The organism is Alcaligenes faecalis (assembly GCF_005311025.1).
Classification (GTDB): domain Bacteria; phylum Pseudomonadota; class Gammaproteobacteria; order Burkholderiales; family Burkholderiaceae_B; genus Alcaligenes; species Alcaligenes phenolicus.
This window is the reverse complement of sequence record NZ_CP031747.1, coordinates 2478356-2505096: the sequence shown is the minus strand read 5'-3', so window position 1 is coordinate 2505096 and position 26741 is coordinate 2478356. Positions and strand designations below refer to the sequence as shown.

Annotated in this window: 28 protein-coding genes; 10 read left to right on the top strand and 18 right to left on the bottom strand. The window is 56.2% G+C overall.

Going from position 1 to position 26741, the window contains the following annotated elements; genetic code table 11:
• Positions 1-227: 227 nt before the first annotated feature.
• The 3 genes from D0C27_RS11590 to dprA all read right to left on the bottom strand — a co-directional run bounded on the left by D0C27_RS11590 (position 228) and on the right by dprA (position 2876).
• Entirely contained in the window at positions 228-695 is a 468-nt protein-coding gene (locus tag D0C27_RS11590) for a hypothetical protein (RefSeq protein ID WP_137431040.1), read from the bottom strand.
• On the bottom strand, positions 695-1615 hold the full coding sequence (locus tag D0C27_RS11585; RefSeq protein WP_137431039.1) for a hydroxymethylglutaryl-CoA lyase: 921 nt from the start codon (positions 1613-1615) through the stop codon (positions 695-697). The genes D0C27_RS11590 and D0C27_RS11585 overlap by 1 nt, the downstream gene beginning before the upstream one ends.
• 106 nt (positions 1616-1721) lie before the next feature.
• Complete coding sequence (gene dprA, locus D0C27_RS11580; protein WP_137431038.1) at positions 1722-2876, bottom strand: DNA-processing protein DprA; 1155 nt, start codon at positions 2874-2876, stop codon at positions 1722-1724.
• A 168-nt stretch (positions 2877-3044) separates the two neighbouring features.
• Here dprA and def point away from each other — a divergent pair, with 168 nt between their 5' ends.
• Together def and fmt are read left to right on the top strand one after the other, a co-directional pair.
• Complete coding sequence (gene def / locus D0C27_RS11575) at positions 3045-3563, top strand: peptide deformylase (RefSeq protein ID WP_009460127.1); 519 nt, start codon at positions 3045-3047, stop codon at positions 3561-3563.
• Between the two features lie 5 nt (positions 3564-3568).
• Positions 3569-4510, top strand: coding sequence for a methionyl-tRNA formyltransferase (gene fmt, locus D0C27_RS11570; protein ID WP_035268544.1), 942 nt, complete (start codon positions 3569-3571; stop codon positions 4508-4510).
• A gap of 16 nt (positions 4511-4526) precedes the next feature.
• Here fmt and D0C27_RS11565 read toward each other — a convergent pair whose 3' ends face one another.
• From D0C27_RS11565 to D0C27_RS11530, 8 genes are all read right to left on the bottom strand, one after another.
• Positions 4527-5462, bottom strand: coding sequence for a DMT family transporter (locus D0C27_RS11565; RefSeq protein ID WP_137431037.1), 936 nt, complete (start codon positions 5460-5462; stop codon positions 4527-4529).
• 70 nt (positions 5463-5532) lie between these two features.
• Positions 5533-6888, bottom strand: coding sequence for an amidase (locus D0C27_RS11560; RefSeq protein WP_042484585.1), 1356 nt, complete (start codon positions 6886-6888; stop codon positions 5533-5535).
• Positions 6889-6930: 42 nt separating this feature from the next.
• The gene (locus D0C27_RS11555) at positions 6931-7614 is read right to left on the bottom strand and encodes a DUF2848 domain-containing protein (RefSeq protein WP_009460123.1); all 684 of its coding nucleotides are present in this window, start codon (positions 7612-7614) and stop codon (positions 6931-6933) included.
• Positions 7615-7647: 33 nt separating this feature from the next.
• Positions 7648-8931, bottom strand: a complete 1284-nt coding sequence (locus D0C27_RS11550; RefSeq protein WP_035268536.1) for a TRAP transporter large permease — start codon at positions 8929-8931, stop codon at positions 7648-7650.
• Positions 8928-9548: a TRAP transporter small permease subunit gene (locus D0C27_RS11545; RefSeq protein ID WP_137431036.1), complete on the bottom strand. Its 621-nt coding sequence runs from the start codon at positions 9546-9548 to the stop codon at positions 8928-8930. The genes D0C27_RS11550 and D0C27_RS11545 overlap by 4 nt, the downstream gene beginning before the upstream one ends.
• 91 nt (positions 9549-9639) lie before the next feature.
• Positions 9640-10686: a TRAP transporter substrate-binding protein gene (locus D0C27_RS11540; protein WP_009460120.1), complete on the bottom strand. Its 1047-nt coding sequence runs from the start codon at positions 10684-10686 to the stop codon at positions 9640-9642.
• 115 nt (positions 10687-10801) lie between these two features.
• Positions 10802-11605, bottom strand: a complete 804-nt coding sequence (locus D0C27_RS11535) for a putative hydro-lyase (protein WP_137431035.1) — start codon at positions 11603-11605, stop codon at positions 10802-10804.
• 98 nt (positions 11606-11703) lie between these two features.
• Entirely contained in the window at positions 11704-12603 is a 900-nt protein-coding gene (locus D0C27_RS11530; RefSeq protein WP_137431034.1) for a LysR family transcriptional regulator, read from the bottom strand.
• Between the two features lie 124 nt (positions 12604-12727).
• Between D0C27_RS11530 and waaC the strand changes: the two genes are divergently transcribed.
• Together waaC and D0C27_RS11520 are read left to right on the top strand one after the other, a co-directional pair.
• On the top strand, positions 12728-13729 hold the full coding sequence (gene waaC, locus D0C27_RS11525; RefSeq protein WP_083055276.1) for a lipopolysaccharide heptosyltransferase I: 1002 nt from the start codon (positions 12728-12730) through the stop codon (positions 13727-13729).
• A gap of 185 nt (positions 13730-13914) precedes the next feature.
• A complete protein-coding gene (locus D0C27_RS11520; protein WP_083055277.1) occupies positions 13915-15240 on the top strand; it encodes a 3-deoxy-D-manno-octulosonic acid transferase in 1326 nt (441 codons plus the stop codon).
• Positions 15241-15395: 155 nt separating this feature from the next.
• Here D0C27_RS11520 and D0C27_RS11515 read toward each other — a convergent pair whose 3' ends face one another.
• The 4 genes from D0C27_RS11515 to D0C27_RS11500 all read right to left on the bottom strand — a co-directional run bounded on the left by D0C27_RS11515 (position 15396) and on the right by D0C27_RS11500 (position 18778).
• Positions 15396-15605: a cold-shock protein gene (locus tag D0C27_RS11515; RefSeq protein ID WP_026483779.1), complete on the bottom strand. Its 210-nt coding sequence runs from the start codon at positions 15603-15605 to the stop codon at positions 15396-15398.
• A gap of 254 nt (positions 15606-15859) precedes the next feature.
• Complete coding sequence (galU, locus tag D0C27_RS11510) at positions 15860-16690, bottom strand: UTP--glucose-1-phosphate uridylyltransferase GalU (RefSeq protein WP_035268525.1); 831 nt, start codon at positions 16688-16690, stop codon at positions 15860-15862.
• A 343-nt stretch (positions 16691-17033) separates the two neighbouring features.
• Positions 17034-17870 carry a type III pantothenate kinase gene (locus tag D0C27_RS11505; protein WP_137431033.1) on the bottom strand — a complete coding sequence of 279 codons (837 nt, stop codon included), beginning with the start codon at positions 17868-17870 and terminating at the stop codon, positions 17034-17036.
• Between the two features lie 38 nt (positions 17871-17908).
• Positions 17909-18778, bottom strand: a complete 870-nt coding sequence (locus D0C27_RS11500; RefSeq protein ID WP_009460113.1) for a biotin--[acetyl-CoA-carboxylase] ligase — start codon at positions 18776-18778, stop codon at positions 17909-17911.
• 57 nt (positions 18779-18835) lie between these two features.
• On the opposite strand from D0C27_RS11500, the gene D0C27_RS11495 reads away from it, so the two are divergent.
• From D0C27_RS11495 to lipB, 5 genes are all read left to right on the top strand, one after another.
• The gene (locus D0C27_RS11495; RefSeq protein ID WP_021447090.1) at positions 18836-19486 is read left to right on the top strand and encodes an alpha/beta hydrolase; all 651 of its coding nucleotides are present in this window, start codon (positions 18836-18838) and stop codon (positions 19484-19486) included.
• 125 nt (positions 19487-19611) lie between these two features.
• Positions 19612-20841 carry a D-alanyl-D-alanine carboxypeptidase family protein gene (locus tag D0C27_RS11490; protein WP_035268521.1) on the top strand — a complete coding sequence of 410 codons (1230 nt, stop codon included), beginning with the start codon at positions 19612-19614 and terminating at the stop codon, positions 20839-20841.
• A 24-nt stretch (positions 20842-20865) separates the two neighbouring features.
• Positions 20866-21738, top strand: a complete 873-nt coding sequence (locus D0C27_RS11485; RefSeq protein ID WP_035268519.1) for a D-amino acid aminotransferase — start codon at positions 20866-20868, stop codon at positions 21736-21738.
• Positions 21735-22007: a DUF493 family protein gene (locus tag D0C27_RS11480; protein ID WP_009460108.1), complete on the top strand. Its 273-nt coding sequence runs from the start codon at positions 21735-21737 to the stop codon at positions 22005-22007. The genes D0C27_RS11485 and D0C27_RS11480 overlap by 4 nt, the downstream gene beginning before the upstream one ends.
• A gap of 18 nt (positions 22008-22025) precedes the next feature.
• Positions 22026-22688, top strand: a complete 663-nt coding sequence (gene lipB / locus D0C27_RS11475; protein WP_137431032.1) for a lipoyl(octanoyl) transferase LipB — start codon at positions 22026-22028, stop codon at positions 22686-22688.
• Between the two features lie 72 nt (positions 22689-22760).
• Here lipB and D0C27_RS11470 read toward each other — a convergent pair whose 3' ends face one another.
• The gene (locus D0C27_RS11470) at positions 22761-23552 is read right to left on the bottom strand and encodes an enoyl-CoA hydratase (RefSeq protein ID WP_009460106.1); all 792 of its coding nucleotides are present in this window, start codon (positions 23550-23552) and stop codon (positions 22761-22763) included.
• 199 nt (positions 23553-23751) lie between these two features.
• Here D0C27_RS11470 and lipA point away from each other — a divergent pair, with 199 nt between their 5' ends.
• Positions 23752-24756, top strand: a complete 1005-nt coding sequence (gene lipA / locus D0C27_RS11465; RefSeq protein WP_021447088.1) for a lipoyl synthase — start codon at positions 23752-23754, stop codon at positions 24754-24756.
• A gap of 216 nt (positions 24757-24972) precedes the next feature.
• Here lipA and D0C27_RS11460 read toward each other — a convergent pair whose 3' ends face one another.
• On the bottom strand, positions 24973-25326 hold the full coding sequence (locus D0C27_RS11460; protein ID WP_137431031.1) for a hypothetical protein: 354 nt from the start codon (positions 25324-25326) through the stop codon (positions 24973-24975).
• A gap of 30 nt (positions 25327-25356) precedes the next feature.
• Positions 25357-26151, bottom strand: coding sequence for a uracil-DNA glycosylase (locus D0C27_RS11455; protein ID WP_240688249.1), 795 nt, complete (start codon positions 26149-26151; stop codon positions 25357-25359).
• Positions 26152-26741: the final 590 nt, after the last annotated feature.

The following is a 26741-nucleotide window of genomic DNA, read 5'->3' as shown; positions in this document are numbered from 1 at the left end:
TATGCAAAAAGCAGCTCTCTTTGAGAGCTGCTTTTTTATTGACTGTTTGATCTGGGGGAGATGACGTTGATATGTTTTTTGCCTCGCCCGGCGATATGGGCTGCCCTGAACTCTCGGTGTAGGTATCACCGTGTATTGGAACACGGCGATAGATAGGCTGCTTAACTGCAACGCACGGTTCTCGGTTTATCCCCATATGGTTAGCCGTATGGGGCAAACAGAGAGACTTAGCTCTTGCGCCGCAATACAAGCGAAATCTTGGCAAAGGCCACTTGCAGATCCTGTGTGGCACCCTGAAAAATCACAGGGCGGCCACGCCGGGTAAAGCAGATCAGGCGCTTTGAGTTGAATAGAGGTACAAATTTGGCAAAGTGAATATCCTGCCATTGCACCTCCCGTTTCATGATCCAGTTCTGGCGTATGCCATTCTGGTCAATCGTGGTGACGCCGTGCCACATGTGCCAGGCAATCAGAATCAGGCCGGTAAACAGCAGGACCAGGCAGCCCGCCAGGACGGGGCTGATGGTGGCCCCTTGTGGGGAGCTGGCCACCAGCGCGAAACGCACGCCGATCAGGGCCAGCACAATCCAGGCGCTGGCTGCTACCCATTTGGGCCAGGAACGGCCTTGAATGGGAAGCGAGCCCAGATCCTTCAACATGGCATCAATTTCCTCTTTCGAGGGAGCTTGGCTCATCAGCACGCGGCGGCCCCTTGCTTGCGGGCGGCCAGAGCGTTACCGGCGTTGCTGGCCGATTTACGCTTCAAATGAGCCGAAATCCATTGTCCCGTGTCTACCACGGCGTTCAGATCAATGCCGGTTTCAATATCCAGGCCTTGCATCAGGAACAGAACGTCTTCAGTGGCGACGTTGCCGGTTGCCCCCTTGGCGTAGGGGCAGCCGCCCAGACCGGCTACGGAGCTGTGAAAAATATGGATGCCAGCTTGCATGGAAGCAACGATATTGGCGATGGCCTGGCCGTAGGTATCGTGGAAGTGGCCGGACACATGAGCCGGGTCAATGTGCTCGGTTACCATGCGCATGACGTCATACACCTGGCGGGCCGTGCCTACGCCGATGGTGTCGGCCACGTCGATCTCGTCACAGCCCAGTTCGATCAGGCGTTTGCCCACTTTCAGCACATTGGAGGGAGCCACAGCGCCTTCATAGGGACAGCCGAAAGAACAGCTGATGGAGCCGCGCAGACGCAAACCGGCTTCTTTGGCAGCCTGGGCAACCGGGGCAAAGCGCTCCAGCGATTCTTCGATGCTGCAATTGATATTGCGCTGGGAAAATGCCTCACTGGCGGCGGCAAAGATCACCACTTCGTCAGCCTTGGCGGCCAGGGCATCTTCAAAACCACGCATATTGGGGGTCAGAACCGAATAAATCGTACCGGGACGTCGGTCGATAGCAGCCATTACATCTGCGCCGTCCGCCATTTGCGGCACCCATTTGGGCGAGACAAAGGACGCGGCTTCCACGTTCACAAAACCGGCGTGGGACAAGCGGTTGACCAGTTCGACCTTGATGTCGGTGGGGATGAATTCTTTTTCGTTCTGCAGGCCGTCCCGAGGGCCGACCTCCACAATCTTGACGCGTGATGGGTATGACATGAAGTTTCCTGGAGGGGTAGATGGCTGGGGCTGGAAGGCCCTTACGTAATCGTCATGATACCTCTTGAAGGCCAGGGCTGGCGTCCTAGGAACTGCCCTATGGTCTTTAAGGTTTCAAGCGTTGAAAGCGTCCGTCTGCCAGGGGCTCGATGCAGCCTGCCAGCTCCAGTTCAGCCAGAACGGCGGGCAGTTCGGTCGCCAGCAGGCCTGTGCGCCGCATCAGCTGTTCGGGGCTGAGGGGCGCAAAGTCAATGCGCTCAAGAATAGGGCGTAATTCCTCGGGCAAGGCTTCATAAGGATTGGGTTTTGAACCAGTTTGTGGAGCCGTATCCAGATTGAAGTCGCCTTGCACATTGCCCAGTTCATCCAGAATGTCCTGGGCGCTTTCCACCAGTTTGGCACCTTGGCGTATCAAGGCATGGCAGCCGCGAGCCAAAGGGGAGTGAATGGAGCCGGGAATGGCAAAAACTTCTCGGCCTAATTCTCCGGCCAGACGGGCCGTGATCAGGGAGCCACTTTGTTTGGCCGCTTCAACCACCAGTACGCCTTTGGCCAAGGCAGCCACAATGCGATTACGGCGTGGGAAGTGATGGGGCATGGCCCGGGTGCCCAAAGGAAACTCGCTCAGCAAGAGACCTTGAGCGCTGATCTGATGAGCCAGATCGCGGTGTGCTGCCGGGTAGACCAAGTCCAGCCCCGTCCCCATCACGGCAATAGTGCCTGCGGAAGAAGGGCCGGCTTTTAACGCTCCTTTGTGTGCCGCCTGGTCGATGCCGCTGGCCAGGCCGCTGATGATACACCAGCCTCTGGCGGCCAGAGTAGCTGCAAAATCTGTCGCGATTTCCTGGCCGGATTGGGTGGCATTGCGGGCTCCCACAATAGCCAGTCCTTTGCGTTGCAAGGCTCCCAGATCGCCATTGGCATAAAGCAGCAGAGGTGCGTCGTGCAGGTCCAGCAAGGAGGCGGGATAGGTGGGGTCAGCCAGCGTCACGATATGGTGATTGGCTTGCTTGAGCCATGCCACCGCTTGTTCAATCTGCGCCTGCAGCTCGTCCAGTGGTTCCTGGCTTAGTTGCACGGCCAGTTCGGCCGGAAGATGGCGCGACAGGGTTTGAACCGAGCTTTGATAGATTTGCGGTGGCAGTCCACAGGCAGCCAGCAATTGCCGGGCCTGGGCGGGCGCAAGCTCTGGCTCCAGCGACAGGCGCAACCAGGCACGCAATTCTTCCGAGATTTCATCCGAGCTAAAATGATCAGGCATAAGGTAGTGTGGCACGAAACCGATCTTTGTTCTGTGTGGCCCGGACGTTTGTATCCAGTGTGACTGCCGCTTTGTGGGCTAGGGCTTCATATGCTGCCGGGGCAATCGGGTGCCGCCCTGAAACTTGTTTTATTATATCGACTTATCGCTTTTTCTTCGGACATGACAATGGCTTTGCTTCCTATCCTTAAATTTCCTGACCCACGTCTGCACACGGTTGCCAAACCCGTGCAGGAGGTCGACGACCGTATTCGCAAACTGGTCAAGGATATGGCCGAGACCATGTATGACGCACCCGGCGTAGGGCTGGCCGCGACGCAGGTTGACGTGCACGAGCGCGTGGTGGTCATTGACGTATCGGAAAGCGGCAATGAATTGCTGGTGCTGATCAACCCTGAGATCACCTGGAAAAGCGAAGAGCTGAAGGTTTACGAAGAAGGCTGCCTGTCTGTACCTGATACCTACGACAAGGTTGAGCGCGCCGCCAATATTCGCTTCAAGGCCCAGAATGAAAAAGGCGAGTGGTACGAGAAAGAAGCCGATGGCCTGTTGGCCGTGTGTGTTCAGCATGAACTGGACCACCTGGATGGCAAGGTGTTTGTGGAGTACCTGTCCGTGCTCAAGCGTGAGCGTATCCGCAGCCGTCTGCGCAAGCAGCAGCGTGAAGCACTGAAGGCAGGGCAATAGTCGCCATGCGTATTGTTTTTGCCGGCACCCCGGATTTTGCCCGTATCGCCCTGGAAGCTCTGTTAGCGCAGGGCTTTGATGTTCCTTTGGTCATGACGCAGCCAGACCGTCCAGCTGGCCGTGGCATGAAGCTCAGTCCCAGCCCGGTCAAGCAAGCCGCTGTGAACGCTAATATCCCGGTGCTGCAGCCGCATAGCTTGCGTCTGGATGGCAAGTATCCCGAGGAAGCAGCCCAGGCCCGCCAGACCTTGCTGGATTTACAGCCGGACCTGATGGTGGTGGCAGCCTACGGCCTGATTTTGCCCAAGTGGACTTTGGAGCTGCCGCGCTATGGTTGCTTCAATATTCATGCCAGCCTCTTGCCTCGTTGGCGCGGTGCGGCACCGATTCAGCGTGCAATTCAGGCGGGTGATGCGGCCACGGGCATTACCATCATGCAGATGGATGAAGGCCTGGATACCGGCGATATGCTGGTGCGCAGCGAGCTGGCGATTCGTGATGATCACAGTGCCGCAACCCTGCATGACGATTTGGCGCAGCTAGGTGCACAGGCCTTACTGGAAGCCTTGCAGCAAGTGCGTGATGGCACCTTGCAGGCGACTCCCCAGCCAGAAGAAGGTGTGACCTACGCCGAGAAACTGTCCAAGGCCGAATCGGTGCTGGATTTAGGCCAACCGGCCAAGGAGCTGGAGCGCCGTATTCGCGCGTTTGACCCAGTGCCTGGCTCCACCCTGTCCCTGCCCGGTTTGGAGCAGCCCGTGAAGGTTTGGCGCGCTCAGGCGCTAGAGCAAAAGCATTCAGCAGAACCTGGTGAGGTTCTGAACGTCAGTGCCCAAGGCATTGACGTGGCTTGCGGTGAAGGTGTGTTGCGTTTGCTGGAGCTGCAAAAAGCCGGTTCCAAGCGTCAGCCCGTCGCCGTCTTTGTGCAGGGCTGGCAGTCTCGCTAAGCCTTGCCACCTGGACTCAGGCGCCAGACCTGTTCTGGCGCCGCCACTCCAGAGTCCCAATCACAATGCCGCTGGTACACACCACGGCAATCCCGATCCAGGTAAAGACATCCGGGAACTGACCCCAGATCAGCCATCCCAGCGCGGCTGCGGCCACAATTTGCAGATACACAAACGGGGCCAGCAAAGACGCCGAGGCGCGTTGATAGGCCTGGATTTGCAGCAGGTGGCCCAGACAACCCCACAGTCCGGTCGAAATCAGAATCAACCATTGGAAAAAGCTCAGCTCTTTTAAGGCAGGCAGGGCGGCGGGCAGTAAAAAGGGTAAGGCAATGGTCAGGCAGATGCTGCCGACTGCACCGCTCCAGATCAGGGTGGTCAGCGAATTGTCCACGGCCACGCGACGTGTTGCGATAAATTGCGTGGCGAACAGACAGGCGGTCATCAAGCCAAACATCACCCCTATTGGGTGCAGGCCAGCGGTAGGCCGGATGATGATCAGCACGCCCAGAAAGCCGACTCCGGCAGCTACCCAGCGACTGATGCGCGGTGGCTCTTTCAGAATCCAGGGGGCAACAGACAGCACCAGCAAAGGGGCCAGAAAGTTGATGGAGGTGGCTTCGGCTTGAGGCAGATAGCTCAAGGCGTTGAAAAACGAGAAGGTGGACAGCATCATCACTGTGCCACGCAAAATTTGTGCTTTGGGGCGGGAGCTGCGCAGGATCTTGCGGCCCTTGACCGGCAAGACCAGCGCCAGCACTAATCCCAGATGGATGACGTAGCGAAACCAGCACATCACCAGCAGGGGCACGCCAAAGCCCATGATCCATTTGCCGCTGGCATCCAGACCCGACAGGGCCCAGGAAGACAGAATCAGAATGAGCACCCCCGCCAAGGGAAAGACCGTGGGTGTCAGGGTCTGGGGCAAGGAGGAGGACTGGGGTGTGCTCATGACAGGCTCCTGACGAAAAGCACAAGGACGGCCGAATGGCCGTCCTGGAAGGAACGTAAATCTTAATGGATTAGCGTTTGCGCAGGGGTAATACCCGTTCGATTGCTGAACCTACTGCCAGCAGATGTTCGTCGTGGTAGGCAGGGGCTGCCACCATCAGGCCCACAGGGGCTTCATCAGCGGCATGACAAGGCAGCGACAGGGCGCAGCCGTCCAGGAAGTTGATCAGGGTGGGGTTGCGCAGGACCAGGCCGTTAGTAGCGAAGTAGACGTCGTCCGACTCTTTCAGATCGGCAATGCGGGGAGCGACAACGGGCACGGTAGGCATCAGGACGGCGTCGTAGCGCTCCAGACGGCTTTCCACCGCGCTGATCCAGGCCTGGCGGGTGTCTTGCAGTTCGATGTAGTCGGCGCAATCGATGTCCTTGCCGCGCAGGATGCGGGAGGCCACGCGTGGGTCATATTGCTCGCCCTTGCTTTGCAGGGTGTCGCGGTGCACGGACCAGGCTTCGGCGCAGACAAAACCGCCTTTGCGGTTGATCTGCGGCAGTTGGTCAAACTCGGGCAAGTTGATTTCCTCAACCACAGCGCCTTGCTCACGCAGCAGGGCGATGGCGCGGTCAAAGGCGGCGCGCACGGTTTCATCAATGCCGTCAAACACAAAGGTCTTGGGCACAGCCAGACGCAAGGTGTCCAGGGCAGGTGTTGCCACGGGCACATAAGGCTGGTCGGTCAGGATGGAGTCCACAATGGCGCAACACTCTACCGAGGCAGCCAGAGGGCCATTGGAGTCCAGGCTGCGCGACAAAGGCATGGTGCCTTCGCTGGGAACGCGCTCAGCGGTGGGTTTGAAACCGGTCAGGCCGTTAAAGGCCGAAGGAATACGGATGGAGCCGCCCGTGTCGGTACCAATGGAGAAAACCGACATGCCTTGAGCGACGGCCACACCGGCGCCGGAGGACGAACCACCCGGGATGCGGGCATTGTCACGGTCCCAGACGGAACGAGGCGTACCGTAGTGGGGGTTGATGCCCAGACCGGAGAAGGCAAACTCGGTCATATTGGTGGAGCCGATCAGAATGGCACCGGCGCGCAGCAGGCGCTCCACAATGGTGGCGTTCTGTTCGGCCGGTTCGGCGTCTTTCAGTACAGCCGACCCACCCAGAGTGATGTAGCCTGCGATGTCATGCAGGTTCTTGACCGACATGGGCAGACCTTCAACCAGCGAGCGGCTCAAACCGGCAGCGCGCAAAATGTCGGAGGCTTTGGCGGCGGCCAGAGCCTGTTCAGCAAACACTTCGATGAACGTGGCAGCGCCGTCACGGCTTTCGTCCTGGATACGGTCCAGGGCTTGCTGGGTCAGTTCGACCGAGGTGGTTTCGCCACGATCAAGAGCACGTTGCAGTTCGGTAATAGTCGCTAGCATGGGTCACTCGCAAAATAAATGGGTGGGGCGGGCTGGGCCAGTTTAGGCTACTTCAGGCAGGATTTCGGTTACGTAGGTATGACGGATGCTGCGTTCGCGGCGGGGGTCATACAGTTCCATGGTGAACTGGGTAGCAGGGCGAATGCCACCAATGGCACCCACGGTACCGCAGGTCATGCCAAAGCCTTCAGGCATGGTGGTGGACTGGAAGTAGCCTTCGATCAGCTCCAGCGGGTTCTTCAGGGTGGACAAGGGACCATCCTGGTACAGGACTTCCTTGCCGTCTTCCTGAATGTAGGCGCGGATGATCAGCTCGTCCCAGTAGTCGGCCACATCGCTGAACAACCAGGCTTCGCGGGCAACGGGCTTGGCGCAGATCTGCTTGGACAGGGCCACGCTGTGGGCTTCCAGCACGCGGTCCGTGTGGTCCGAGGCCAGGCTGACCAGCAGGCGGCCCTGGTGGTTGAACACAAACACTTCGGTCTCGCCGGACGAACCGGAGCCCACGACCTGGATGTCGGCATCCTGGATCATCTGGTTGGCGGCGATGCGGTAGTACAAAGGCACCGAGCTAGGGCGTGGTACGCCCAGTTCGGCCAGCTCTTCAATGTGGTGCTCGATGGCAGCCAGATCGCGGCCAGCCCAGCCGGCCACGATGCAGTGCTGCAAATCAGCTTCGATGATTTCAGTGTGGGTGGCCTGGGCCAGTTCAAAGGTCAAACGCATAGCAGTACTCGTTTACTCAAAGACAGATTGGGATTAACCGAACAGGCGTGGCAGCCACAAAGCCAGATCCGGGAAGATAGCCAGTAGGCCCACCATGGCCAGCAGCATGATCACAAAGGGCAGGCTGCCAATCATGACGTCATTCATGCTGCCGCTCTTGCGCAGGCTCTGGACCACAAACAGGTTCAGACCAACAGGCGGAGTGATCAGCGCCACTTCCACCAGAATGATGATGGCAATACCCAGCCACACCGGATCAAAGCCCAGGGCGATCATGATGGGAGCCACGATAGGGATGGTGGTGATCATCATGGACAGGGTTTCCATGAAGCAGCCCAGCACCAGGTAGAACACCACAATGATCAGCAGCATGACCATGGGCGAGACACCCAGGCCCGTGATGGCATCGGTCAGTGCGTTGGTCAGGCCGGTGGCGGCCATGACAAAGTTCAGGAAGGCCGAACCGATCACGATCAGCATGATCATGGCGGTGGCTTTCATGGTGCCTTCCAGCACTTCCTTGATCATGTTCCAGCTCATGCGGCCCGAGAAGGCAGCCAGAATCAAGGCGCCGACCACACCCAGGGCAGCAGCCTCGGTTGGAGTGGCAATCCCGGCGTAAATCGAGCCCACGACCAGCAGGAAAATACCCAGTGGTGGAACCAGATGCACCAGGCTGGCAAAACGCTGTCCCCAGGAGGCCTTGATCTTCGCACCGCCCCACTTGGGTTTGACCATACATGCAGCAGCAATTGCCAACATGAACAGCAAGGCCATACCCAAACCGGGGATGATGCCGGCCAGGTACAGCTTGGGCACAGAAGTATTGGTCAGTACGCCGTAGATCACCAGGTTGATCGAAGGCGGAATCAGAATGCCCAAGGTACCGCCAGCCGCCAGACTACCCAGGAACAGAGGCTCGTTATAGCCTTGTTTCTTGATTTGCGGCAGGGCCACGGTGCCCACGGTGGCGGCAGTGGCCACGCTGGAACCGGAGGTGGCGGCAAACAGGGCGCTGGCACCAATGTTGGCGTGCATCAGGCCGCCGGGCAGCCAGGACAGCCACAGGCTCATGGCGTTGTACATACGTTCAGCCATGCCCGAGCGCAGCAGGATCTCGCCCAGCATGATGAACAGGGGAATGGCCACCAGCAGGAACTCGTTGCTGGTGCCCCAGGAAATTTCACCCAATGCGCCGGTCAGGGGCAGCATGGAGTACAGCGGGTCCAGAATCAGGCCCAAAACACCCAGGGCAGCGCCCACGGGAATGCTCAGTCCGATCAGAACGAGCAAGAGAGTCAGTGCGGTTGTAATCATTTGGCGTCTCCTTGCACCATGCGTTTGCCAGCCTCGGCTTCTTCAGAGGCTTCTTCCTGGGTGCTGCGGATACCGCACAGGGATTGGATACCGACCAGGTCACCTGTAATCAGGGCCAGGCTGGAGCGCAGCAGCATCAAGGCCAGAACGATGCACAACCAGATCAGGCCGCCCACCCACAGGAACTGGGGAATCCACAAGGGAGTGCCCATGGCGGTGTTGGCGGTGGACTGGTTGGTCCAGGACAGGCCGGCCACGTCGGTGGCGTACAAGGTCAGGTAGACAATGAAAACAGACAGGGCCACCAGAGCAATCCAGTCCAGCAGGGCAGCCAGACGAACAGGTAAGTGCTGGTAGATGGCGTCGATACGGATATTGGCCCGTTGCAGGGTGGCAAAGGACAGTGCCCAGGAAATGCTGATGGCAAAGGCATAGCCGGACAGTTCATCCGAGCCGCCCAGAGAGCTGCCACTGAATTTGCGGAACAGGACGTCCGCGGTGATGTAGAGGGCGCTGATCAATGTCAGGCTGCCTGCGAACCAGATGGCGACGCGCGACAGGGATGTGGCGGCGGACAGCAAACGGTTCAGCATGGCGAATTTTTCGGTATTTTCCATGATGTCTACCCCGTACAGGGTCTAGGAGGGAGGGGCCTGGGGTACAGGCAGCCTGCCACCGTGAGTCTGGTGGCAGGCAGGACGTACAGATTTACTTCTTGGCTTCGAAGCCCAGGATCGGGCTCAGGCTGGTGTTGAATGCAGCCACGGTGTCGGCGGCGCTACGCTCGGCCCACTTGGGAACCACGGTCTCGCTCATGACTTTCTTGAGCAGTTCACGGTCAGCGTCGGTAGGTTTGACCAGAGTCATCTTGCCTTTGACGGGCTGCGTGCAAGCGTCGGCGCCCGTGTTGCAGTCATAGCCTTCCTGTGTTTCCTTGGCAGCGGCCACCCAGATTTCTTCGGTCATGGCCTTGATGTTGCTGGCCAGGAACTCTTGAACTTTGGGGTCCAGCTTGTTCCAGGTGCCCAGGTTGGCTGCGTGAATCTGCTGGTTCCAGTTGATGGGCATTTCGTACAGCTTGGAGCTGACTTCGTACCACTTGGCCGAGTAGCCGGACATGGAGCCGGTAATGGCGCAATCGACCACACCGTTTTGCAGGGCAGGAACCACTTCACCAAATGGGATGGTTACGCTGTTGCCGCCCAGAGCCTGAACGAATTCAGCCTGAGTACGGCTGCTGGTACGCACCTTCTTGCCTTTCAGGTCGCTCAGGCCATTGAAGTTGCCATTGCAAAACAGAACTTGGGCAGGGTAGGTGGAAAAGCCCAGAACCTTGACGTTGCTCTTGGCGTAGAACTGTTCGTAGGCGGGAGTGAACGCGTCGGTCAGCTTCTTGGCCACTTCAATATCGGGAGCCAGACCAGCCAGGTCGATCGCTTCGTTAATGGAGTTGTCGCTGGCAAAGTAAGCCAGGGTGGCGGTACCGAAAGGAATCACACCTTGGCTGATCAAGCGCATGATTTCAGGACCTTTCAGGCCCATGTCGTTAAAGCCCTTGATATCGGCCGTGATCTGGCCGCCGGACAGCTCAGGTACTTTCTTGGTCCAGAAGGGCTGCTCGGTGTTCTGGTAGGCGGTCAGGTTGCTCAAGCCACCGACAACTTTCAAAGAAGTCTTGGGCAGTTCTTGGGCCATGGCAGCAGAGCCCAGGGCCAGCGAGCCCAAAGCCAGGGAGGTCAGTACGATTTTTTTCATAAGGTGCTCCTAATAGCGGTCCAGCTGTATGGTTGATAGAGTGCGCGCCCTTGTTGTCAGGGAGCTGCATATTGAAACCAAAGGGGCGACCGGTTTTGTGTCGGTCAAAACTTGCTTAAAGCGCGGCCAGCCGTGTGTTGGGCAGATCGGTAATCAACATATGGCCAGGGGCATGTGTGATACAAAACTGCGGCTTGGCCTGGGCAGCAACGGCTTGAGGGGTGACGCCGCAAGCCCAGAAAACGGGTAATTCGTCGGGGCCGACTGGCACTGCATCGCCATAGTCGGGTTGTTGCAGGTCGTTGATTCCAATCAGGGACGGGTCGCCGATATGAACCGGGGCACCGTGCACGGACGGAAAGCGCGAGGTGATCTGAATGGCACGAATGGCATCGGCCGCACGCATGGGGCGCATCGACACTACCAGGGGGCCAGACAGGCGCTGTGTACCCTGGGTCTGGATCGAGCTGCGATACATGGGCACATTCACACCCGCGCTGATATGGCGCACATCAATTCCGTCGGCCAGCAGCGCTTCTTCAAAGGAGAAGGAGCAGCCAATCAGAAAGGACACCAGATCATCGCGCCAGACATCTTCGATGTTCAGCGGCTCGGCGCTGAGCTCGCCGTTCTGCCAGACACGGTAACGAGGGAAATCCGTGCGCAGATCAATCGAGCCACCCAAGGTTGGCACCTGAAACTGACCGGGTTCCGTCACGGCTAATAAAGGGCAGGGTTTGGGGTTGCGCTGACAAAACAGCAGGAACTCATCGGCCCAGTCTTTGGGCAGAATCATCAGGTTGGCCTGCACATAGCCTGCGGCCAGTCCTGCGGTAGGACCAGTATGAGTTTCTTGACGGATCAGCTCGCGGCATTTTTCAGCCTCGGGCGCCAGCACAGGCAGGGTTTGCAGGTTCATGATGACCACTCGCACAAAGGGGGTTGATCACAGCCTCGGATTGCAACCGATCAGATAATTTGTGTCCAATCGTATGTTTGAATCCTAGGCCATAACGATTACTTATCGGACTGCACGTATTGTTGGGCGATTTCTTGGGCGTGATTGGCCACGACGCGGGCAATATGACTGTCCGGAGAATCCATCCAGCAGGCAAAAAATTCGATGGCCGGCAGGGGTTGATCCACCTTCAAAAGGCGCAGTTTTCCCTCGGAAAGCTCGTCTTTTACGACCTCGGGAGCCAGCACGCTGGGGCCCATGGCATGACGCGTCATCTGCACGATTGTGCTTAGCGATGCACTGCCAAAAATACGTGGGGATTTGACGCCGGCACGCAGCAAAGCTTCGCGTGTGGCGAGGTAGGGAACGCTACCGGATGGATAGGTGATTACAGGGTAAACCCCTAGCTCGGAAACGCTGACTTTGCGGCCGTGCAGCTTCAATTCGGGGCTGGCGACCCAGCCTAACTGATAAGCGCACAGTCGAATGCATTGTTCTTTGGGATCCTGGCCTACGCCCACAATCATGGCCATATCAATCTGGAAGCTGGCCAGTTGCTGGCGCAGCACGCTGGTGGTGTCGACATGAATCTCGATGACCAAAGCCGGGTATTCCTGATGCAGCTTGTCGATCAGCTCATGCAGCCAGGTCTGCACAATGGTTTCAGCCACCCCCAGACGCAGCAGGCCGCGGATGGCGTTCTGCTCTTTGGCGGCGCGCAGCATCTCGGTACGCAGATCCAGCATGCGCTGTGCGTGCGACAACAACTCCTGGCCTTTATCGGTCAGCTTGATGCCCCGGGCACCCCGATCAAACAAGCGCAGCTCCAGACTGGATTCCAGTCCGGCGATACGCTGAGAAATAGACGGTTGGGTCGTGTTGAGTTTTTCGGCAGCTGCCCGGAAACCGCCAAGCTCGGCAACCCATACAAAGGCTTCGATCTGTTTGAGATCAATCATGTTTCCGGTCCAGAAAATAGGCAGTCTTATTATGCCTGATGGCAATTGGCGGGCATAAGTAGAGCAGGCGGATATTTTTCTGCATCTTTGTTTGATTGGACGCGGCCACCACTATAATTCGCCCATGACTTGCAAGATACTGATTGTGCGTACGTCCTCTTTGGGAGATCTGGTGCATATGCTGCCAGCAATCTCGGACATTGCACGCCATGTGCCCGGTGCACAAATTGATTGGCTCGTAGAAGAGAGCTTTGCTCAGATTCCGGGCTGGCATCCGGCAGTAAATGAAGTGATCCCGGTAGCGCATCGGCGCTGGCGCAAACAGTGGTGGTCTGCCCAGACACGCCAGGAACGCGCCGCCTTGCGCGAACAACTGCAATCACGCCAATACGATGTTGTGCTGGATATGCAGGCGCTGATGAAATCCATCTGGCTGGTACGGCAGACTAAAGGCCGTCGTCATGGGCTGGATTGGAAGTCGGCGCGTGAACCGCTGGCCTCGCTGTTCTACGATGTGCGTCATCGCGTCGGTTTCTGGCAGCCTGCTGTGTTCCGTCAGCGCAGCTTGGCCGCGTCTGCCTTTGGCTATCAGTTTGAAGGCGCTCCTGATTTTGGTTTGCAGGGTTTGGCCGCGCAAGCCCCCAAGGACGAGGATCCTTACGCCATCATCATGCCGTCGGCCAGCCGCGACGATAAGCTCTGGGAGCCGGAGAACTGGCAACAGGTCTTTGATCGCTTGCAAGAGGAAGGGATGGCATTGCGCTTGTTGGCGGGCAGCCCTGCCGAGTCCGCCCGTGCCGAGGCGCTGATTATCGGTCGCAGCCAGGCTCAGGTGATGCCACGAATGGACTTGACGCCTATCGCTCTGCAATTGGCTGGAGCGCAAGTCATGGTGGGTCTGGACAGTGGTCTGACGCATTTGTCAGCCGGTTTGGGCCGTCCTACTATTGGTATCTATAAAGCCTCGACCCCAGTGCGTACCCCCCTGGAAGGTTCCGCCTACACCGCCAGCCTGGGCGAGCGTGGGCATCCTCCTTCAGCGGAAACGGTGCTCTGTGCCATCGATCAGGCGCTGGGGCGGACAGTAGTGCCGGAGGCGGCCTTGTTGGACGCGCCAAAAGGCTAGTTCGGGCCTGATCGCCAATTCGTTTTTTTGTCAGCCGGCTTTGTGCTTACAATACGCGATGCTAAGGGGCCTGCAGCCCCGCCTGGGTGCAGGCCCTTTGTCTGCCTGACATTATTTTCTATTCGTCTTCCTGGTAGCGCCGAGCGTGGCTTGGCTGCTGCTGATTTCGTACTGAGGCTAAGCGGGTGAACCGATTCTTCTATACCGCCTCTATTCGCATATTGGCTCCAGCCTTGATGGCCTGGATGGGCTTGCGTGCCCGTCGAGCTGGTGGCGAATGGCAGGTGTTATCGGGTCCCCGCTTTGGTTTTTATGGTTCGCTGCCTGCGCCCAGGAAAGCCCCGGTGTGGGTGCATGCGGTCAGCTTGGGTGAAACGCGTGCGGCGCAGCCTTTGATTCGTGCTTTGCTGGATCAGGGTGAGACGGTCCTGTTAACCCATATGACAGTTACGGGCCGTACAGAAGGTGCGACTGCGTTTGCGGCTGAGATTGCCAGCGGGCAATTACTGCAACAATGGCTACCCTACGACTTTCCGGGCTCGGTACGACGTTTTTTCGCCCATTACCGGCCATGTGCCGGGGTGCTGATTGAACGCGAGGTGTGGCCCAATCTATTGGCTGCGGCACGCCGGCAAGGTGTTCCCATGATGTTGGCCAGTGCCCGGTTCTCGGAAAGTGCATTGCGTACCAGCCTGAAAGCAGGTTCGGTCATGCGAGAGGCCTACCGCTCCTTCAAGTTGATCTATGCACAAAGCCTGGCTGATGCACAGCGGCTGGAATTGGCGGGCGCACAAGGCGTGCGCGTGTCAGGGAATCTGAAGTTTGATGTGGTTTTGCCACAGGACAAGATTGCACGTGGCCGTGGCTTTGCCAGTGACCTGGGACGGCGTGTGGTGGTGATCGCCAGTACGCGCGAGACTGAGCATGTCGATTTCATTGATGCCATTGCCCATTACCTGCGCCGTGAACGAGAGCATGGTAGCGAGCTGCATAGCCCAGTCCTGTTTGTTGTGATTCCACGTCACCCGGAGCGGTTTGAAGAAGCGGCAGATTATCTGAATCAGCTAGGTTTGCGGTCCGTGCGGCGTAGCGAGTTGCTGGAGCAGGGCGATACCAGCACCAGTGCGATCAAGGCTTGTCGTGAAGTGGATGTGCTGCTGGGCGACACCCTAGGTGAAATGCACTGGTATTACGGCCTGGCACGAGTCGCCATTGTGGCGGGCAGCTTCCAGCCTTTGGGCGGGCAGAACTTTATCGAGGCCTGCGCAGTGGGTGTCCCTGTGATTGTGGGCCCGCATACTCATAATTTTGCCCAAGCCATGCAAGATGCCATGCAGGCCGGCGCTGCGATACGTGCGGGTACGCCAGCCTTGGCGCTGCAGCAGGCACTGGAGCTAGTAGATGATCCAGCACGCCATCACAAAATGGCTGATGCGGGTTTGCATTGGGTTCAAATGCACGAAGGCGCAGTGCAGCGCGTACTTTCTGGATTGGCACAAATCCGCGATTAAATACGTGGCTGTTTATTAGCTAATAAGTATTTAGTTTTACGTGTTTTGGAATTTGTGGCGATTTGAGGACAGCTCGTCTTGATTTGAATCAAGTTAAATAAAAAAGCCCGCATTTAGCGGGCTTTTTTGAGATCTAAAAACTAATCGAGATCGATTTACAGTTTTTGGATGCTCTTAGCTTGTGGACCCTTTTGGCCTTCAGCCGACACGTACGAAACGCGCTGGTTTTCTTCCAAGGATTTAAAGCCCGTGCCCAAGATGTCGGAATGGTGAACGAAAAGATCTTTGCCACCGTTGTCGGGGGAGATAAAGCCGTAGCCTTTTTCGTTATTGAACCATTTCACGATACCGGTTTCTGTTTGCATTTCCTGCATTCCCTAAAAATGACGAGCAATCTGCTCAAAAAAGATTGTCAAGATGTAAAAATCAGGGCAATGAGTATTAGAAACAATACCGTATTGAACAAACTTCGACGAACTTGAAATCCTGCACCGCCAATCGTAGGGGGTATTTAACCTGTAAGTCAAGCTAAATCGACCCTCTGCGTGGTTTTAAGGCAGTGTTTGATCAACAATTGCAACCAAGCTTGTTATCGTAACGGACCCCTCTGCGCCCCTCGTTAAAGTCCGTGGTATTTACGACCAAATTCAAGCGTAGCATGAAAGAAACCGGACTTGCTACCACAGTCGTAACGTGTGCCTTCATATTCATATGCATATACCGCACGACTTTCCAAAAGACTGGCAATTCCATCCGTTAATTGAATCTCTCCACCTACCCCTGCTTGAGTGCGTCGCAGGTGGTCAAATATTTCCGCTTCCAATACATAACGGCCTACAACGGCTTGTGTAGAAGGGGCTACTTCGGGTGCAGGCTTTTCAACAATTCCATTAAGTCGAGTTGCTTTTGAGTCGACTAAATTACCCGAAACAATTCCATATTTATTTGTTTCATTTCTATTTACATTTTGAGTTGCCACAATACTTCCGTTGTATTGATGCGCAGCCTCAACCAGTTGCCGCGATACAGGTGTGGTGGCGTCGATCAGGTCGTCCGCCAGCAGGACCAGGAAGGGCTCGTTGCCCACGATGGGTGCAGCGCACAGCACGGCATGGCCCAGACCCAGCGCGCGCGGCTGGCGGGTGTAAATACAGCTGACATGGCTGGGAATGATGTTTTGAACGGCATCCAGCAACTCCAGCTTGTTCTTGCCTTCCAGTTCGTGTTCCAGTTCCGGGATGCTGTCAAAGTGATCTTCAATGGCTCGCTTGTTGCGGCCAGTGATAAAGATCAGTTCTGTGACTCCAGCGGCGACAGCCTCTTCGACAGCGTACTGAATCAGTGGTTTGTCGACAATTGGCAACATTTCCTTGGGCATGGCCTTGGTGGCGGGCAGAAAACGTGTGCCTAGACCGGCGACGGGGAAAACTGCTTTGCGTATGGGTTTCATAGTGTCGTCAATCGAGGATCAAGGGGAAGCTGGCGTCGGATGGGCCGGGGTTCCAAGTTGAATGGCATCTTGGTTACGCTGCGAAAACTGTCTAGGCTCACGGCCTTGTTCGCTGGGGGGCGTGCCAAAAAAGCCTTGTCCAAAAGCCAGCAAGGCAAGGTTTGCCACCAGGATCAGTATGAAAAGCAGTCGCATCGCAAATGCCCTGAAAAGTACAGTTCAACCCAAGATTGTACGGGTAGGGGAGTTTAAGTTCATCCGTTTTAATGCCAATCGTATCTATGGGTCACCGGCAGTTCACAGGCAAGAGGGGGCAGAGGGACGGTTGTAAGCTCGAATCGACTTACGGGTGCGCCACAAACAGCGACAGACCCCGCAAGGCAGGAGTTTCCAGCTCGTGTAGATGGGGGGGCTCTATATTGAGCAAACGGCAATGATGACTTAATTGTTCTAACAGTTCTTGCTGCGCCAGTGCGCGGCCACCGCCCGCCAAAAAGACCAATGGGCTGTGTCCCAGATGCTGACGGCCTTTCTCCCATTGTCGCAACACGGCTCCAGCCTGTGCGGCAGCAACCCCGGTACTGATAGCTTCTTGAGTATTGCGTGGGAACGCCGCAGTTTGCCCATGCGCCTCAGGGAGCTGCGCCGTATTTTGCTTGAGTGAAGCCAGCATCAAGCTGGGACCGGGCAGAATGGAGCCACCTAAAAAGTGACGCACTCCATTTTGTGCAGGTCCCAGCAAGTCAATCGTGGTAGCAGTACCAAAGCTGATCAGCAAGGCGCCTTGGTCGACCGGGTATTCCTGGGTTAGCAAATCGCTTAACCCTAATAAGGAGGCCCAGCGATCGGCACCCAATTGGCCAGCCTGTTCATAATCGTTGTGCAGCCCAAAAGCCTGCTCTTGGGCCTGCAACCAGCGTACCGGTCCCAAGCCCAGACGGCTGACGGCCGCATCAATTTGCGCTTGGACCTGTGGCCCGGCCACATTCACTCCTAGTGCTTGTACACCTTTTTGTTGGGCGAATTCCTGCAGCGGGGCCTGGCTTGCCTCCAGCCAAACCGCCAATTGATCCAATTGGTCGGCATGCACGCTAACCGGCTGGCTTTCGCGCGCGCCGCTTAAAGGATGACACCACCCTAGTTTGATACGGGTGTTGCCAGAGTCGATGAGCAGGGTCATGCCGGATCGTCAGAGCTAAAAAGAGTGCAGTATAGCGATCAGCGGTGAGCGCGAACGGAAACTTCGCCCACTGTGACCGCACGTTCGGAACCATCGGGGTGGCGCAATAATAACTGCCCCGAGGTATTGATGCCCGTCACGATGCCTGTATGCAGGACTTGGCCATTGTCAATGATATGGACTTGCTGGCCAATTAGCGCGTCAACTTGCGCGTAGCGTGTAGGCAGATCAGCAAAACCGTGGGCTGTGACATGATTCAGGCTCAGGTACAGGCTTTGCGCGACTTTGGCCACAAGGTCCGAACAGCGTGCCAGAGACGCTTGCTGGGAGTGTTCAGCAATGCTGGTCCAGTCTGCAATGGCGCGTTGCGTGTTCTGGCTGATGGTCTCTGCTTCACGCAGGTTCAGGCCTATGCCGATAATCACCACATGATGGTCACTGGAGCTGGGCGCTGCACTGGCGCGAGTCGCCTCAACCAGAATGCCGGACAGCTTGGCCTGATCCCATAGCACGTCATTCGGCCATTTCATGGCCAGACGATTACGCACTGCCGGTTCCAGAAACTGGCGCAGCGCTTCCGTTGTTGCCAGACCGGACAGCGGCGAAAGAGTAGGCAGCTGCCGCGCAGGCAGAAAAATATCAAAGGCACAGGAAAACATCAGGTTTGCACCGACGCTGTTTTCCCATGTGCGTCCGGCACGCCCACGACCACGACTTTGCAGATGTGCGCCCAGCAACCAGGGACGCACACGCGGCCCGGATTCCTGACGAGCCAGGGCAAGCAAATCGGCGTTGGTCGATTCGGTCGAGTCTACCCAGCGTATCTGGGGAAAATGTGGCAAGCGCGTACGCAGCTCTGCCACCATATCGCGCGGGCTGGGTAGGGTGAATGCAGAAGAGGTATTCATGACAATCCGGTACACTGGATGAGTTAAACGTAATCTTATGTGATATTTGATCTGAGCATGTCTGAACGCGTAGATACAATCCAATTTTCCGGCCAGGCCGGTGTTATTGACTGTGCTCTGGACTGGCCAGCGGGCGAGCCCAAGGGTTGGGCCTTGTTGCTGCATCCTCACCCTTTGCATGGTGGGGCACGTAACAACAAAGTGGTGACAACCTTGTCGCGCAGTGCCACTCAACATGGTTTGCTGGCAGTACGCCCGGATTTCCGTGGTGTCGGAAAGTCTGCCGGGGAGTTCGATAGCAGCCGCGGCGAAACTGCCGATATGCTGGCTTTGATTGAGCAATTCCCATCACATTTCCCGCAGTGGAGTTCCGGCCCATCCATGTTGGCCGGGTTTTCATTTGGCACTGCAGTCGCTGCTCAAGTGTATGCCAGCCTGCAGGAAGCCCAGGCACCTTTGCCCGGCGCCTTCATCCTGACTGGTACTGCGGTCAATCGTTTCCGCTTCCGGGATGTCAGCCCTCCTGCCGATACCTTGTTAGTGCACGGTGAAACCGACGATGTCGTTCCCTTGTCGGAAGGCATGGACTTTGCGCGTGAGCATCAGTTGCCCATGGTTGTGCTGCCCGAGGCTGGCCACTTTTTTCATGGCAAGCTGATTCAGCTGCGTGAGTTGGTCAGCCGTCATTTGGCCGGGCTTGGAACCTAAGCCGGGTTTTGCTTTCAAATCGTTGCGTTTTCCTGTTCAGACTCAGGGGCCTTGCCCCTCACAGGCCCAGATGGCTCTGCCATAATGGGTTCTTTCCGCCACTGTCAAAGCAATCGATTTTTTCCATGACTTCTATTCAAAAATTTGCATCTCCAGTCCTCTCTCGTTGTGTGGTGGCACTTGCCCTGGCGCTGCCTATGGTGGCTCAGGCACAGACTCAAACCCCTACCCCGACAGAATCGGCTCAAGTGCTTGGCGCTCAGACGCCTGCCTTGCCAGGTGATTTGTCCGTTGTACCCGCACCTAGCCTGACGGCACGTGCCTGGTTGTCCATGGACGTTAATAGTGGCCAGATCATCGCGGCAGAAGGGCTGAACGAACAGGTCGAGCCTGCCTCCCTGACCAAGCTGATGACGGCCTATCTGGTCTTTGATGCTTTGGAATCCGGTCGCCTGAAGCTGGATCAGACCGTTGTGATTTCGGACAAGGCATGGCGCACCGAAGGTTCGCGCATGTTCGTGAAAGTTAATTCGCAAGTGGCCGTGAATGATCTGCTGCAAGGTGTGATCGTGCAATCGGGCAATGATGCCTCTGTTGCCTTGGCCGAAGCCGTTGCGGGTAGCGAAGGTGCTTTTGCCGCCTTGATGAACGAAGAAGCCGCCAAGCTGGGTTTGACGGCTACGCATTTCAAGAACTCCACCGGCTTGCCTGATCCCGAGCATCTGACCTCGGTACGTGATCTGGGCGTGTTGTCCGCGGCACTGGTTGCCCGCTTCCCCCAGTATCTGCACTACTACAGCCAAAAAGAGTACACCTACAACAATATCAAGCAGCCCAACCGTAACCGCCTGCTGTGGCTGGACAATACAGTTGATGGTTTGAAAACCGGCCATACCCAATCGGCCGGATACTGCCTGGTGTCGACGGCCTTGCGCGATGGTCGTCGTGTGGTGTCGGTTGTCGTGGGTACAGCGAACGATGCCGCCCGTACAGAAAACAGCCTGAAGCTTCTGAACTGGAGCTTTCAGAACTTTGAAACGGTCAAACTGTACGACGCCAGCAATCCTGCTGTCACCGCCCGTGTTTGGGAAGGTGAGGTCGAGAATGTAGGCCTGGGTACAGAAGGAGCCTTGTGGTTGACTGTTCCACGTGGCAAGTCCTCGGAAATCAAGCCTGTTGCCAACTATACCCAGCCTTTGCTGGCTCCGTTGAGCAAGGGTGACAAGGTCGGTACACTGACTTTGTCCCTGGATGGCAAGGTTTTGGCAGAGCAGCCTTTGCTGGTGCTGCAAGATGTGCCCGAGGCCGGCTTTTTTGGTCGTATGGCCGACAAAGTGCGCTTGATGTTTGAGTAATTCCTTGGTGCGAGGCTAAATCCTATGATTGCAGGCATTGACCCCGACAGCATTGTTTATTTGAACGGCGACTTTGTGCGCTTGGGTGAAGCGAAGATCTCGGTACTGGATCGTGGCTTTATCTTTGGCGACGGCATTTACGATGTCGTGCCTGCTTATCACGGGAAACCTTTTCGTATTGATGGGCACCTGGGGCGCTTGGAGCGCAGTCTGGCAAAAGTGGGCATCACCAACCCTTTCACTCGCCGTGAATGGGAAAAGCTGGTGCTGGATATGCTGGCCCGTTCGGGCCGGGGTGCCGACTGCATGGTCTACATTCAGGTAACCCGCGGTGTTGCCAAGCGCGACCACGCCTTCCCCAGCAATGTGCCGCCCAGCATCTTCATCATGGTCTCGCCCTTCAAGCGAGTGCAGCAAGAGCGCGAAACCGGTTTGAAGGCGGTGGCCATTGAAGATGAGCGTTGGCTGCGTTGCGATATAAAATCCGTTTCCTTGCTGGGCAATGTTTTGGCCAAGCAGCAGGCTCTTGAAGCCGGTGTGGACGAGGTTATTCAGTTCAGAGAAGGTTTTCTGACCGAAGGGGCCTCCTGCAATATCTGGATTGTGCGCGACGGTACTTTGCTGGCACCCATGCGCAACAATTTGATCCTGGAAGGGATTCGCTACAGTTTGATGGAGGAGCTGGCCGCCCAGGCGGGTATAGCTTTTCAGGCGCGTCAGATCTCTCGTGAAGAGGTCGACACTGCCGATGAAATTATGATGACGTCAGCCACCAAAGAGGTGCTGCCCATCGTTGTATTTAACGGTCAGCCCGTCGGCGACGGACGACCCGGCCCTGTCTTTGCCAAATTACGTGAAGGCTATGACAAGGCCATCAAGGCTGCGGAGCAAGCATGACAATTTCCCCCGAAGAATCGTTGATCGAATACCCCAGTGACTTTCCTATCAAAGTCATGGGCCAGACTCACGAAACCCTGCAAGACGAATTGCTGGCTATCGTGCTGGAACACGATCCAGGCTTTGACGCTGCCACTATCGAGGTGCGTCCCAGCAAGGCAGGCAACTACACGGGCCTGACTTTCACAGTGCGCGCTGTCTCGCGTGAGCAGCTGGATAATCTTTACCGTGCCCTGCATGCGCATCATCTGGTGCGTGTGGTGATGTAAAGCAGGGATCAGGCGTTCATGTCCGACTCAGTTCGTATCAAGTGGTTTGAGCGGCCTAGCGCCTATGAACCTATCTGGCAGGCAATGCGCGACTTTACCGAGCAGCGCGGGCCAGAGACTGCTGATGAAATCTGGCTTGTCGAGCACACGCCTGTCTACACGCAAGGACAGGCCGGCAAGCCGGAACATCTGCTGAACCCCGGTGGCATCCCCGTGGTGCAAACCGACCGGGGCGGGCAGATTACCTATCACGGCCCTGGGCAGTTAATGGTGTACTGCCTGTTTGATCTGCGCCGGGTAGGCCTGTACGTCAAAGAATACGTACGCCTTTTGGAAGAGGCTGTTATTGCCTGTCTGACGCATTTTGGTGTCGAAGGGGCTTGCTGCAAGCCAGGGGCACCGGGTGTCTATGTACCGCAAGGGGTGGCAAGGCAGGAGTTGGCCAAGATTTCCGCATTGGGGATCAAGATTCGCAATGGCCGCTCTTACCATGGACTGGCCTTGAATATAGGCATGGATCTAAGCCCATTTAGCGGCATCAATCCCTGTGGCTATGAAGGGCTGCAAACAACGGATATGCGTTCGCAAGGTGTTGTGGTCCCTATGGACGAGGTTGCACAGTATTTGTCTAATTATCTATCGCAAGCGATGGCTCTGCGCCTACAGGCAGCGGCAGCTTAAATAGTGCAGCGATAAAGCGCCGCATGTGGCGGCGCTCATCTTTATATTGTTATTTATTCGTCAAGTGCCGCCTCAGGTTCCGCTCCAGTGCGGCGCGCGTTTCTCGATAAAAGCATCAATACCTTCGCAGGCATCATTGCTCATCATATTGTCAGCCATGACCTGACCGGCGTAGTCGTAGGCTTGTTCAATAGCCAGGCTGCGCTGGCGGTAGAACATGGCCTTGCCTGCGCGGACGGCGACCGGACTCTTGGCCATGATGCTGTCGGCCAGTTTCTGTACGGTTTGATCCAGCTGGTCTTCGGCTACCGCGTAATTGATCAGCCCCAGCTCTTGAGCTCGTTGGGCGCTGATGAATTCGCCAGTCATCAACATTTCCATGGCGGCCTTGGGTGGCACGCAGCGTGACAGGGCAACAGCAGGGGTGGAGCAGAAAAGACCAACATTAATGCCTGATACTGCAAAGCGAGTGGACTCGGTGGCAACAGCCATATCGCAGGTAGCAACCAGCTGACAGCCCGCTGCGGTGGCCAGCCCTTGCACACGAGCAATCACCGGCACGGGCAAGGCCAGCACACCTTGCATGACGCGGCTGCAGCGGCTGAACAGATCACGGTAATAGTCGTGTTCGGGTTTGGAGCGCATCTGTTTCAGATCGTGCCCGGCACAAAAGGCCTTGCCTTCCGCCTGAATGATGACGCACTGCAAGCTGGGGTCCTGGGCCAGCTTGTCCAGAATGTGTTGTAAAGAGTCCAACACTTCTTCAGACAGCGCGTTGTACTTGGCGGGCCGGTTCAAGGTGATGCGGGCCAGTCCCTGATGCTGTTCCAGCAGGACGGGATCGGCGAGGTGCTCTTGTGACATGCAAGTCTCCGTACTTATAGTATGTGCAGGTTTTATTTTTGGGTGTTGCTGCATCGTTAAGTCGACCTCTATATTAGAGGGGTCTGGTACAAACTATCGCCCTTGTTCTAGGCGCTTGTAAAGCGAAGGGGCTACAATTGACCACTGCGCCCATCGTTTAGTGATGTTGCCCGCACGCTGTTTTTCTATTTAGACGCCTATGACCACCCCTACAGATACGTCCGTCGATTCCAAACCTACTGTGCGCCCTCGCGTTGTCGAATACGACGCAACGCAAAAGCAGAAGGCCGAGGCCAAGACCTCGCGCATTCCCATTAAGGTCGTGCAGGCAGAGCGTTTGAAAAAGCCTGATTGGATTCGGGTGAAGGCGGCTGCACCGAATTCCCGTTTCTACGAGATCAAGGAAACTCTGCGCGAGCACAAGCTGTTCTCGGTGTGCGAAGAAGCTTCCTGTCCCAATATCGGGGAGTGTTTTGGCAAGGGCACGGCCACCTTCATGATCATGGGCGACAAGTGCACACGTCGTTGCCCATTCTGTGATGTGGGCCATGGCCGTCCTGACCCGCTGGACGAGAATGAACCTGCCAACCTGGCCAAGGCCATTGGCGCCATGAAGTTGTCCTACGTGGTTATTACCTCCGTAGACCGTGACGATTTGCGTGATGGTGGCGCTGCCCACTTTGTGGAATGTATCCGTCAGGTGCGCGAGCATTCGCCAACTACGACTATTGAAGTGCTGGTGCCGGACTTCCGTGCTCGTCTGGACCGTGCGTTGGGGATCCTGAATGCCTGCCCTCCAGATGTGATGAACCACAACCTGGAAACGGTACCTCGCTTGTACAAGCAGGCGCGTCCTGGTTCGGATTACCACCACTCCTTGAAACTGCTGCAAGAGTTCAAGAAGTTGCATCCAAACATTCCAACCAAATCCGGTTTGATGGTTGGCTTGGGTGAGACCAACGAAGAGATTCTGGAAGTGATGCGCGATATGCGAGCTCACGATATTGATATGCTGACCATTGGCCAGTATTTGCAGCCATCCGGCCACCACTTGCCCGTGATGCGCTACGTGACGCCTGATGAATTCTTGATGTTTGAGCGCGAGGCCTATGCAATGGGCTTTACCCATGCGGCGGTTGGTGCCATGGTGCGTTCGTCCTATCACGCAGACCAGCAGGCGCACGCAGCAGGTGTGCAACCTTAAAGATAAGAGAACAGGTCTTTGTAAGACTTGGCTTTTATTTGAAGAACCCGGCCTTGGCGCCGGGTTTTTTTTATGACTTCCGGGTTTTCCGGTGTTGTTGATCCGCGTCTGCCTGTTTTTTTACAGGTTTCAGGGCAGCCAGCAAGCCGGAGAGTCGTTCGCGGTTCTTGGGGCATGTATCCCTGGCTGCCTGTATCACTGCTTGCTGGTGTCCTTTTATTCGGACGGTGGGCTTTCTACTGCATCACTCTGGGCCAGGGCCTTGGCAGACAAGCTCTCTATATAAGGCTCCAGCACTTCGTCGTAATCTTCGACGCCCAGATACCAGGCCGTCAGACCTTTGTTGTCTTGTTTAAGATCAGTCCAGCAGAATAAAGAGCGATCAAAAGAGTCCTTGATGGTCTCGTTCACAAACTTGAACAATTCATCCAGCAAGGGCAGGCTGCTTAAGGGGACGGCAAACGGCGTTTCTCCCTGAAATTGCCAGCCATATTGTTCGAGCAGTTCGTTCGACCAAAGAGCATGTTGTTCTTGAGAGCTTAATTCTGGATTGGCAGGGCTTAAAGGCATGGTTCTGGATCAGGTAAGGGGAACGGATGGTCAAGCGCCAGTGGCAAACCATTGTATGGGAGTGACGCCTTGCTCTTTGAGCCAGTCATTGGCCTGCTGGAAATGACCACAGCCAATAAAAGGAACAGGGGGGCGGCGAGCAGCCAAGGGGGAAGGGTGATTGGCCTTCAATATTAGGTAAGGATGCTGGGAGTGCTGCTGAATCAGTGCTTCTTTGGCTTGGGCGTGAGCACCCCACAACATATAAACAATAGGGCGTGTAGTCTGCTGGGCCAGGTTCATCAGCAGGGAGTCAGTAATCTGCTCCCAACCTTTCTTGGCGTGAGAGGCAGGCAAACCATCTTCTACAGTCAGCGATGTATTCAATAGCAAGACACCTTGTCGACCCCAGTTGCTCAGATCATGACTGCTTGGCAAGGTGGTGTCGGGATATTCCAGCTCCAGCTCTTTAAAGATATTGCGCAGACTGGGTGGGGCCGGGCAAGTGTCAGGCACGGAAAATGACAATCCCTGCGCCTGATTGGGACCGTGATAAGGGTCCTGGCCCAGAATCACGACGCTGACTTTCTGCAATGGCAGCAGTTCCAGTGCGCGGAAAGGGGCGGCCGGGTAAATAGAGGCGCCATCCTGGCACTCCTTGTCCAACCACTTGGCCAGAGTTGCCAATATGTCTTGCAGCTCCGGGCGATCCAATGTTGCACGCCAGTCGCTGGGAAGGCGGGCAATTTGATTCAGGATGTTCTCGGTCAGGAGATTGCCGGAGAGTAGTTCCTCGCCAATCAGGCTGAGCTGTGCCGCAGGGGCTTGAGAAGATGAGCGGGCCATAGTCTGCATACAGAGTTATTTGTCTGCCTATTGTAATAGGGGAGATGTGGCTTACCTATCTGCCTGGATGGGGTGTCTCTATATAGAGAGGGGTTTGTGGGTCAAAAGTAGGGCGCTTGGTATGTCTCTATATGTAGAGGGATGGCCGGCGCTCTATATAGAGTGTTGTAGACCAGGTTCTAGATTAGCGGCCCATGGTGATAGCCGGGTCTTTGTGCAGCCTTCCCCAGGATCGCAACTGCATTCTTATCTTTTCTGTCTGTCTGTCTGTCTGTCTGTCTGTCTGTCTGTCTGTCTGTCTGTCTGTCTGTCTGTCTGCGAAAACACGTTTGGGGCGGGAATTCAGCGCGAAACAAGGGAATCGATGCTGAGCTGGAGAGAAAAAGCCTGGAATCGACCTGTTCTGCGATGGGGCATCCTGGCGTTTCACCTGCCAGTTCTGGTGTCTCTCCAGCTATGAACGAGATATAGTCATTTTGGTATCATTTGGTTTCATTTAAGTTTTATCATATATAACAATGATCTAAGTGGAAAATTACTGTAAACCGCCTCTTTTACATGAAATATTCAGGTAAAAAACTTGCAAAGCG

What these genes read in the sequence shown, in the direction of transcription:
- D0C27_RS11455 (WP_240688249.1), bottom strand. Translation starts at nt 26,151, where the DNA reads ATGGCCCGCTCATCTTCTCAAGCCCCTGCGGCACAGCTCAGCCTGATT.
- D0C27_RS11555 (WP_009460123.1), bottom strand. Translation starts at nt 7,614, where the DNA reads ATGCGTTTGACCTTTGAACTGGCCCAGGCCACCCACACTGAAATCATC.
- D0C27_RS11565 (WP_137431037.1), bottom strand. Translation starts at nt 5,462, where the DNA reads ATGAGCACACCCCAGTCCTCCTCCTTGCCCCAGACCCTGACACCCACG.
- galU (WP_035268525.1), bottom strand. Translation starts at nt 16,690, where the DNA reads ATGAAACCCATACGCAAAGCAGTTTTCCCCGTCGCCGGTCTAGGCACA.
- D0C27_RS11490 (WP_035268521.1), top strand. Translation starts at nt 19,612, where the DNA reads ATGACTTCTATTCAAAAATTTGCATCTCCAGTCCTCTCTCGTTGTGTG.
- D0C27_RS11480 (WP_009460108.1), top strand. Translation starts at nt 21,735, where the DNA reads ATGACAATTTCCCCCGAAGAATCGTTGATCGAATACCCCAGTGACTTT.
- waaC (WP_083055276.1), top strand. Translation starts at nt 12,728, where the DNA reads ATGACTTGCAAGATACTGATTGTGCGTACGTCCTCTTTGGGAGATCTG.
- lipA (WP_021447088.1), top strand. Translation starts at nt 23,752, where the DNA reads ATGACCACCCCTACAGATACGTCCGTCGATTCCAAACCTACTGTGCGC.
- D0C27_RS11530 (WP_137431034.1), bottom strand. Translation starts at nt 12,603, where the DNA reads ATGATTGATCTCAAACAGATCGAAGCCTTTGTATGGGTTGCCGAGCTT.
- def (WP_009460127.1), top strand. Translation starts at nt 3,045, where the DNA reads ATGGCTTTGCTTCCTATCCTTAAATTTCCTGACCCACGTCTGCACACG.
- lipB (WP_137431032.1), top strand. Translation starts at nt 22,026, where the DNA reads ATGTCCGACTCAGTTCGTATCAAGTGGTTTGAGCGGCCTAGCGCCTAT.
- D0C27_RS11500 (WP_009460113.1), bottom strand. Translation starts at nt 18,778, where the DNA reads ATGAATACCTCTTCTGCATTCACCCTACCCAGCCCGCGCGATATGGTG.
- D0C27_RS11540 (WP_009460120.1), bottom strand. Translation starts at nt 10,686, where the DNA reads ATGAAAAAAATCGTACTGACCTCCCTGGCTTTGGGCTCGCTGGCCCTG.
- D0C27_RS11495 (WP_021447090.1), top strand. Translation starts at nt 18,836, where the DNA reads ATGTCTGAACGCGTAGATACAATCCAATTTTCCGGCCAGGCCGGTGTT.
- D0C27_RS11545 (WP_137431036.1), bottom strand. Translation starts at nt 9,548, where the DNA reads ATGGAAAATACCGAAAAATTCGCCATGCTGAACCGTTTGCTGTCCGCC.
- D0C27_RS11560 (WP_042484585.1), bottom strand. Translation starts at nt 6,888, where the DNA reads ATGCTAGCGACTATTACCGAACTGCAACGTGCTCTTGATCGTGGCGAA.
- dprA (WP_137431038.1), bottom strand. Translation starts at nt 2,876, where the DNA reads ATGCCTGATCATTTTAGCTCGGATGAAATCTCGGAAGAATTGCGTGCC.
- D0C27_RS11515 (WP_026483779.1), bottom strand. Translation starts at nt 15,605, where the DNA reads ATGCAAACAGAAACCGGTATCGTGAAATGGTTCAATAACGAAAAAGGC.
- D0C27_RS11470 (WP_009460106.1), bottom strand. Translation starts at nt 23,552, where the DNA reads ATGTCACAAGAGCACCTCGCCGATCCCGTCCTGCTGGAACAGCATCAG.
- D0C27_RS11485 (WP_035268519.1), top strand. Translation starts at nt 20,866, where the DNA reads ATGATTGCAGGCATTGACCCCGACAGCATTGTTTATTTGAACGGCGAC.
- fmt (WP_035268544.1), top strand. Translation starts at nt 3,569, where the DNA reads ATGCGTATTGTTTTTGCCGGCACCCCGGATTTTGCCCGTATCGCCCTG.
- D0C27_RS11550 (WP_035268536.1), bottom strand. Translation starts at nt 8,931, where the DNA reads ATGATTACAACCGCACTGACTCTCTTGCTCGTTCTGATCGGACTGAGC.
- D0C27_RS11505 (WP_137431033.1), bottom strand. Translation starts at nt 17,870, where the DNA reads ATGACCCTGCTCATCGACTCTGGCAACACCCGTATCAAACTAGGGTGG.
- D0C27_RS11585 (WP_137431039.1), bottom strand. Translation starts at nt 1,615, where the DNA reads ATGTCATACCCATCACGCGTCAAGATTGTGGAGGTCGGCCCTCGGGAC.
- D0C27_RS11590 (WP_137431040.1), bottom strand. Translation starts at nt 695, where the DNA reads ATGAGCCAAGCTCCCTCGAAAGAGGAAATTGATGCCATGTTGAAGGAT.
- D0C27_RS11535 (WP_137431035.1), bottom strand. Translation starts at nt 11,605, where the DNA reads ATGAACCTGCAAACCCTGCCTGTGCTGGCGCCCGAGGCTGAAAAATGC.
- D0C27_RS11460 (WP_137431031.1), bottom strand. Translation starts at nt 25,326, where the DNA reads ATGCCTTTAAGCCCTGCCAATCCAGAATTAAGCTCTCAAGAACAACAT.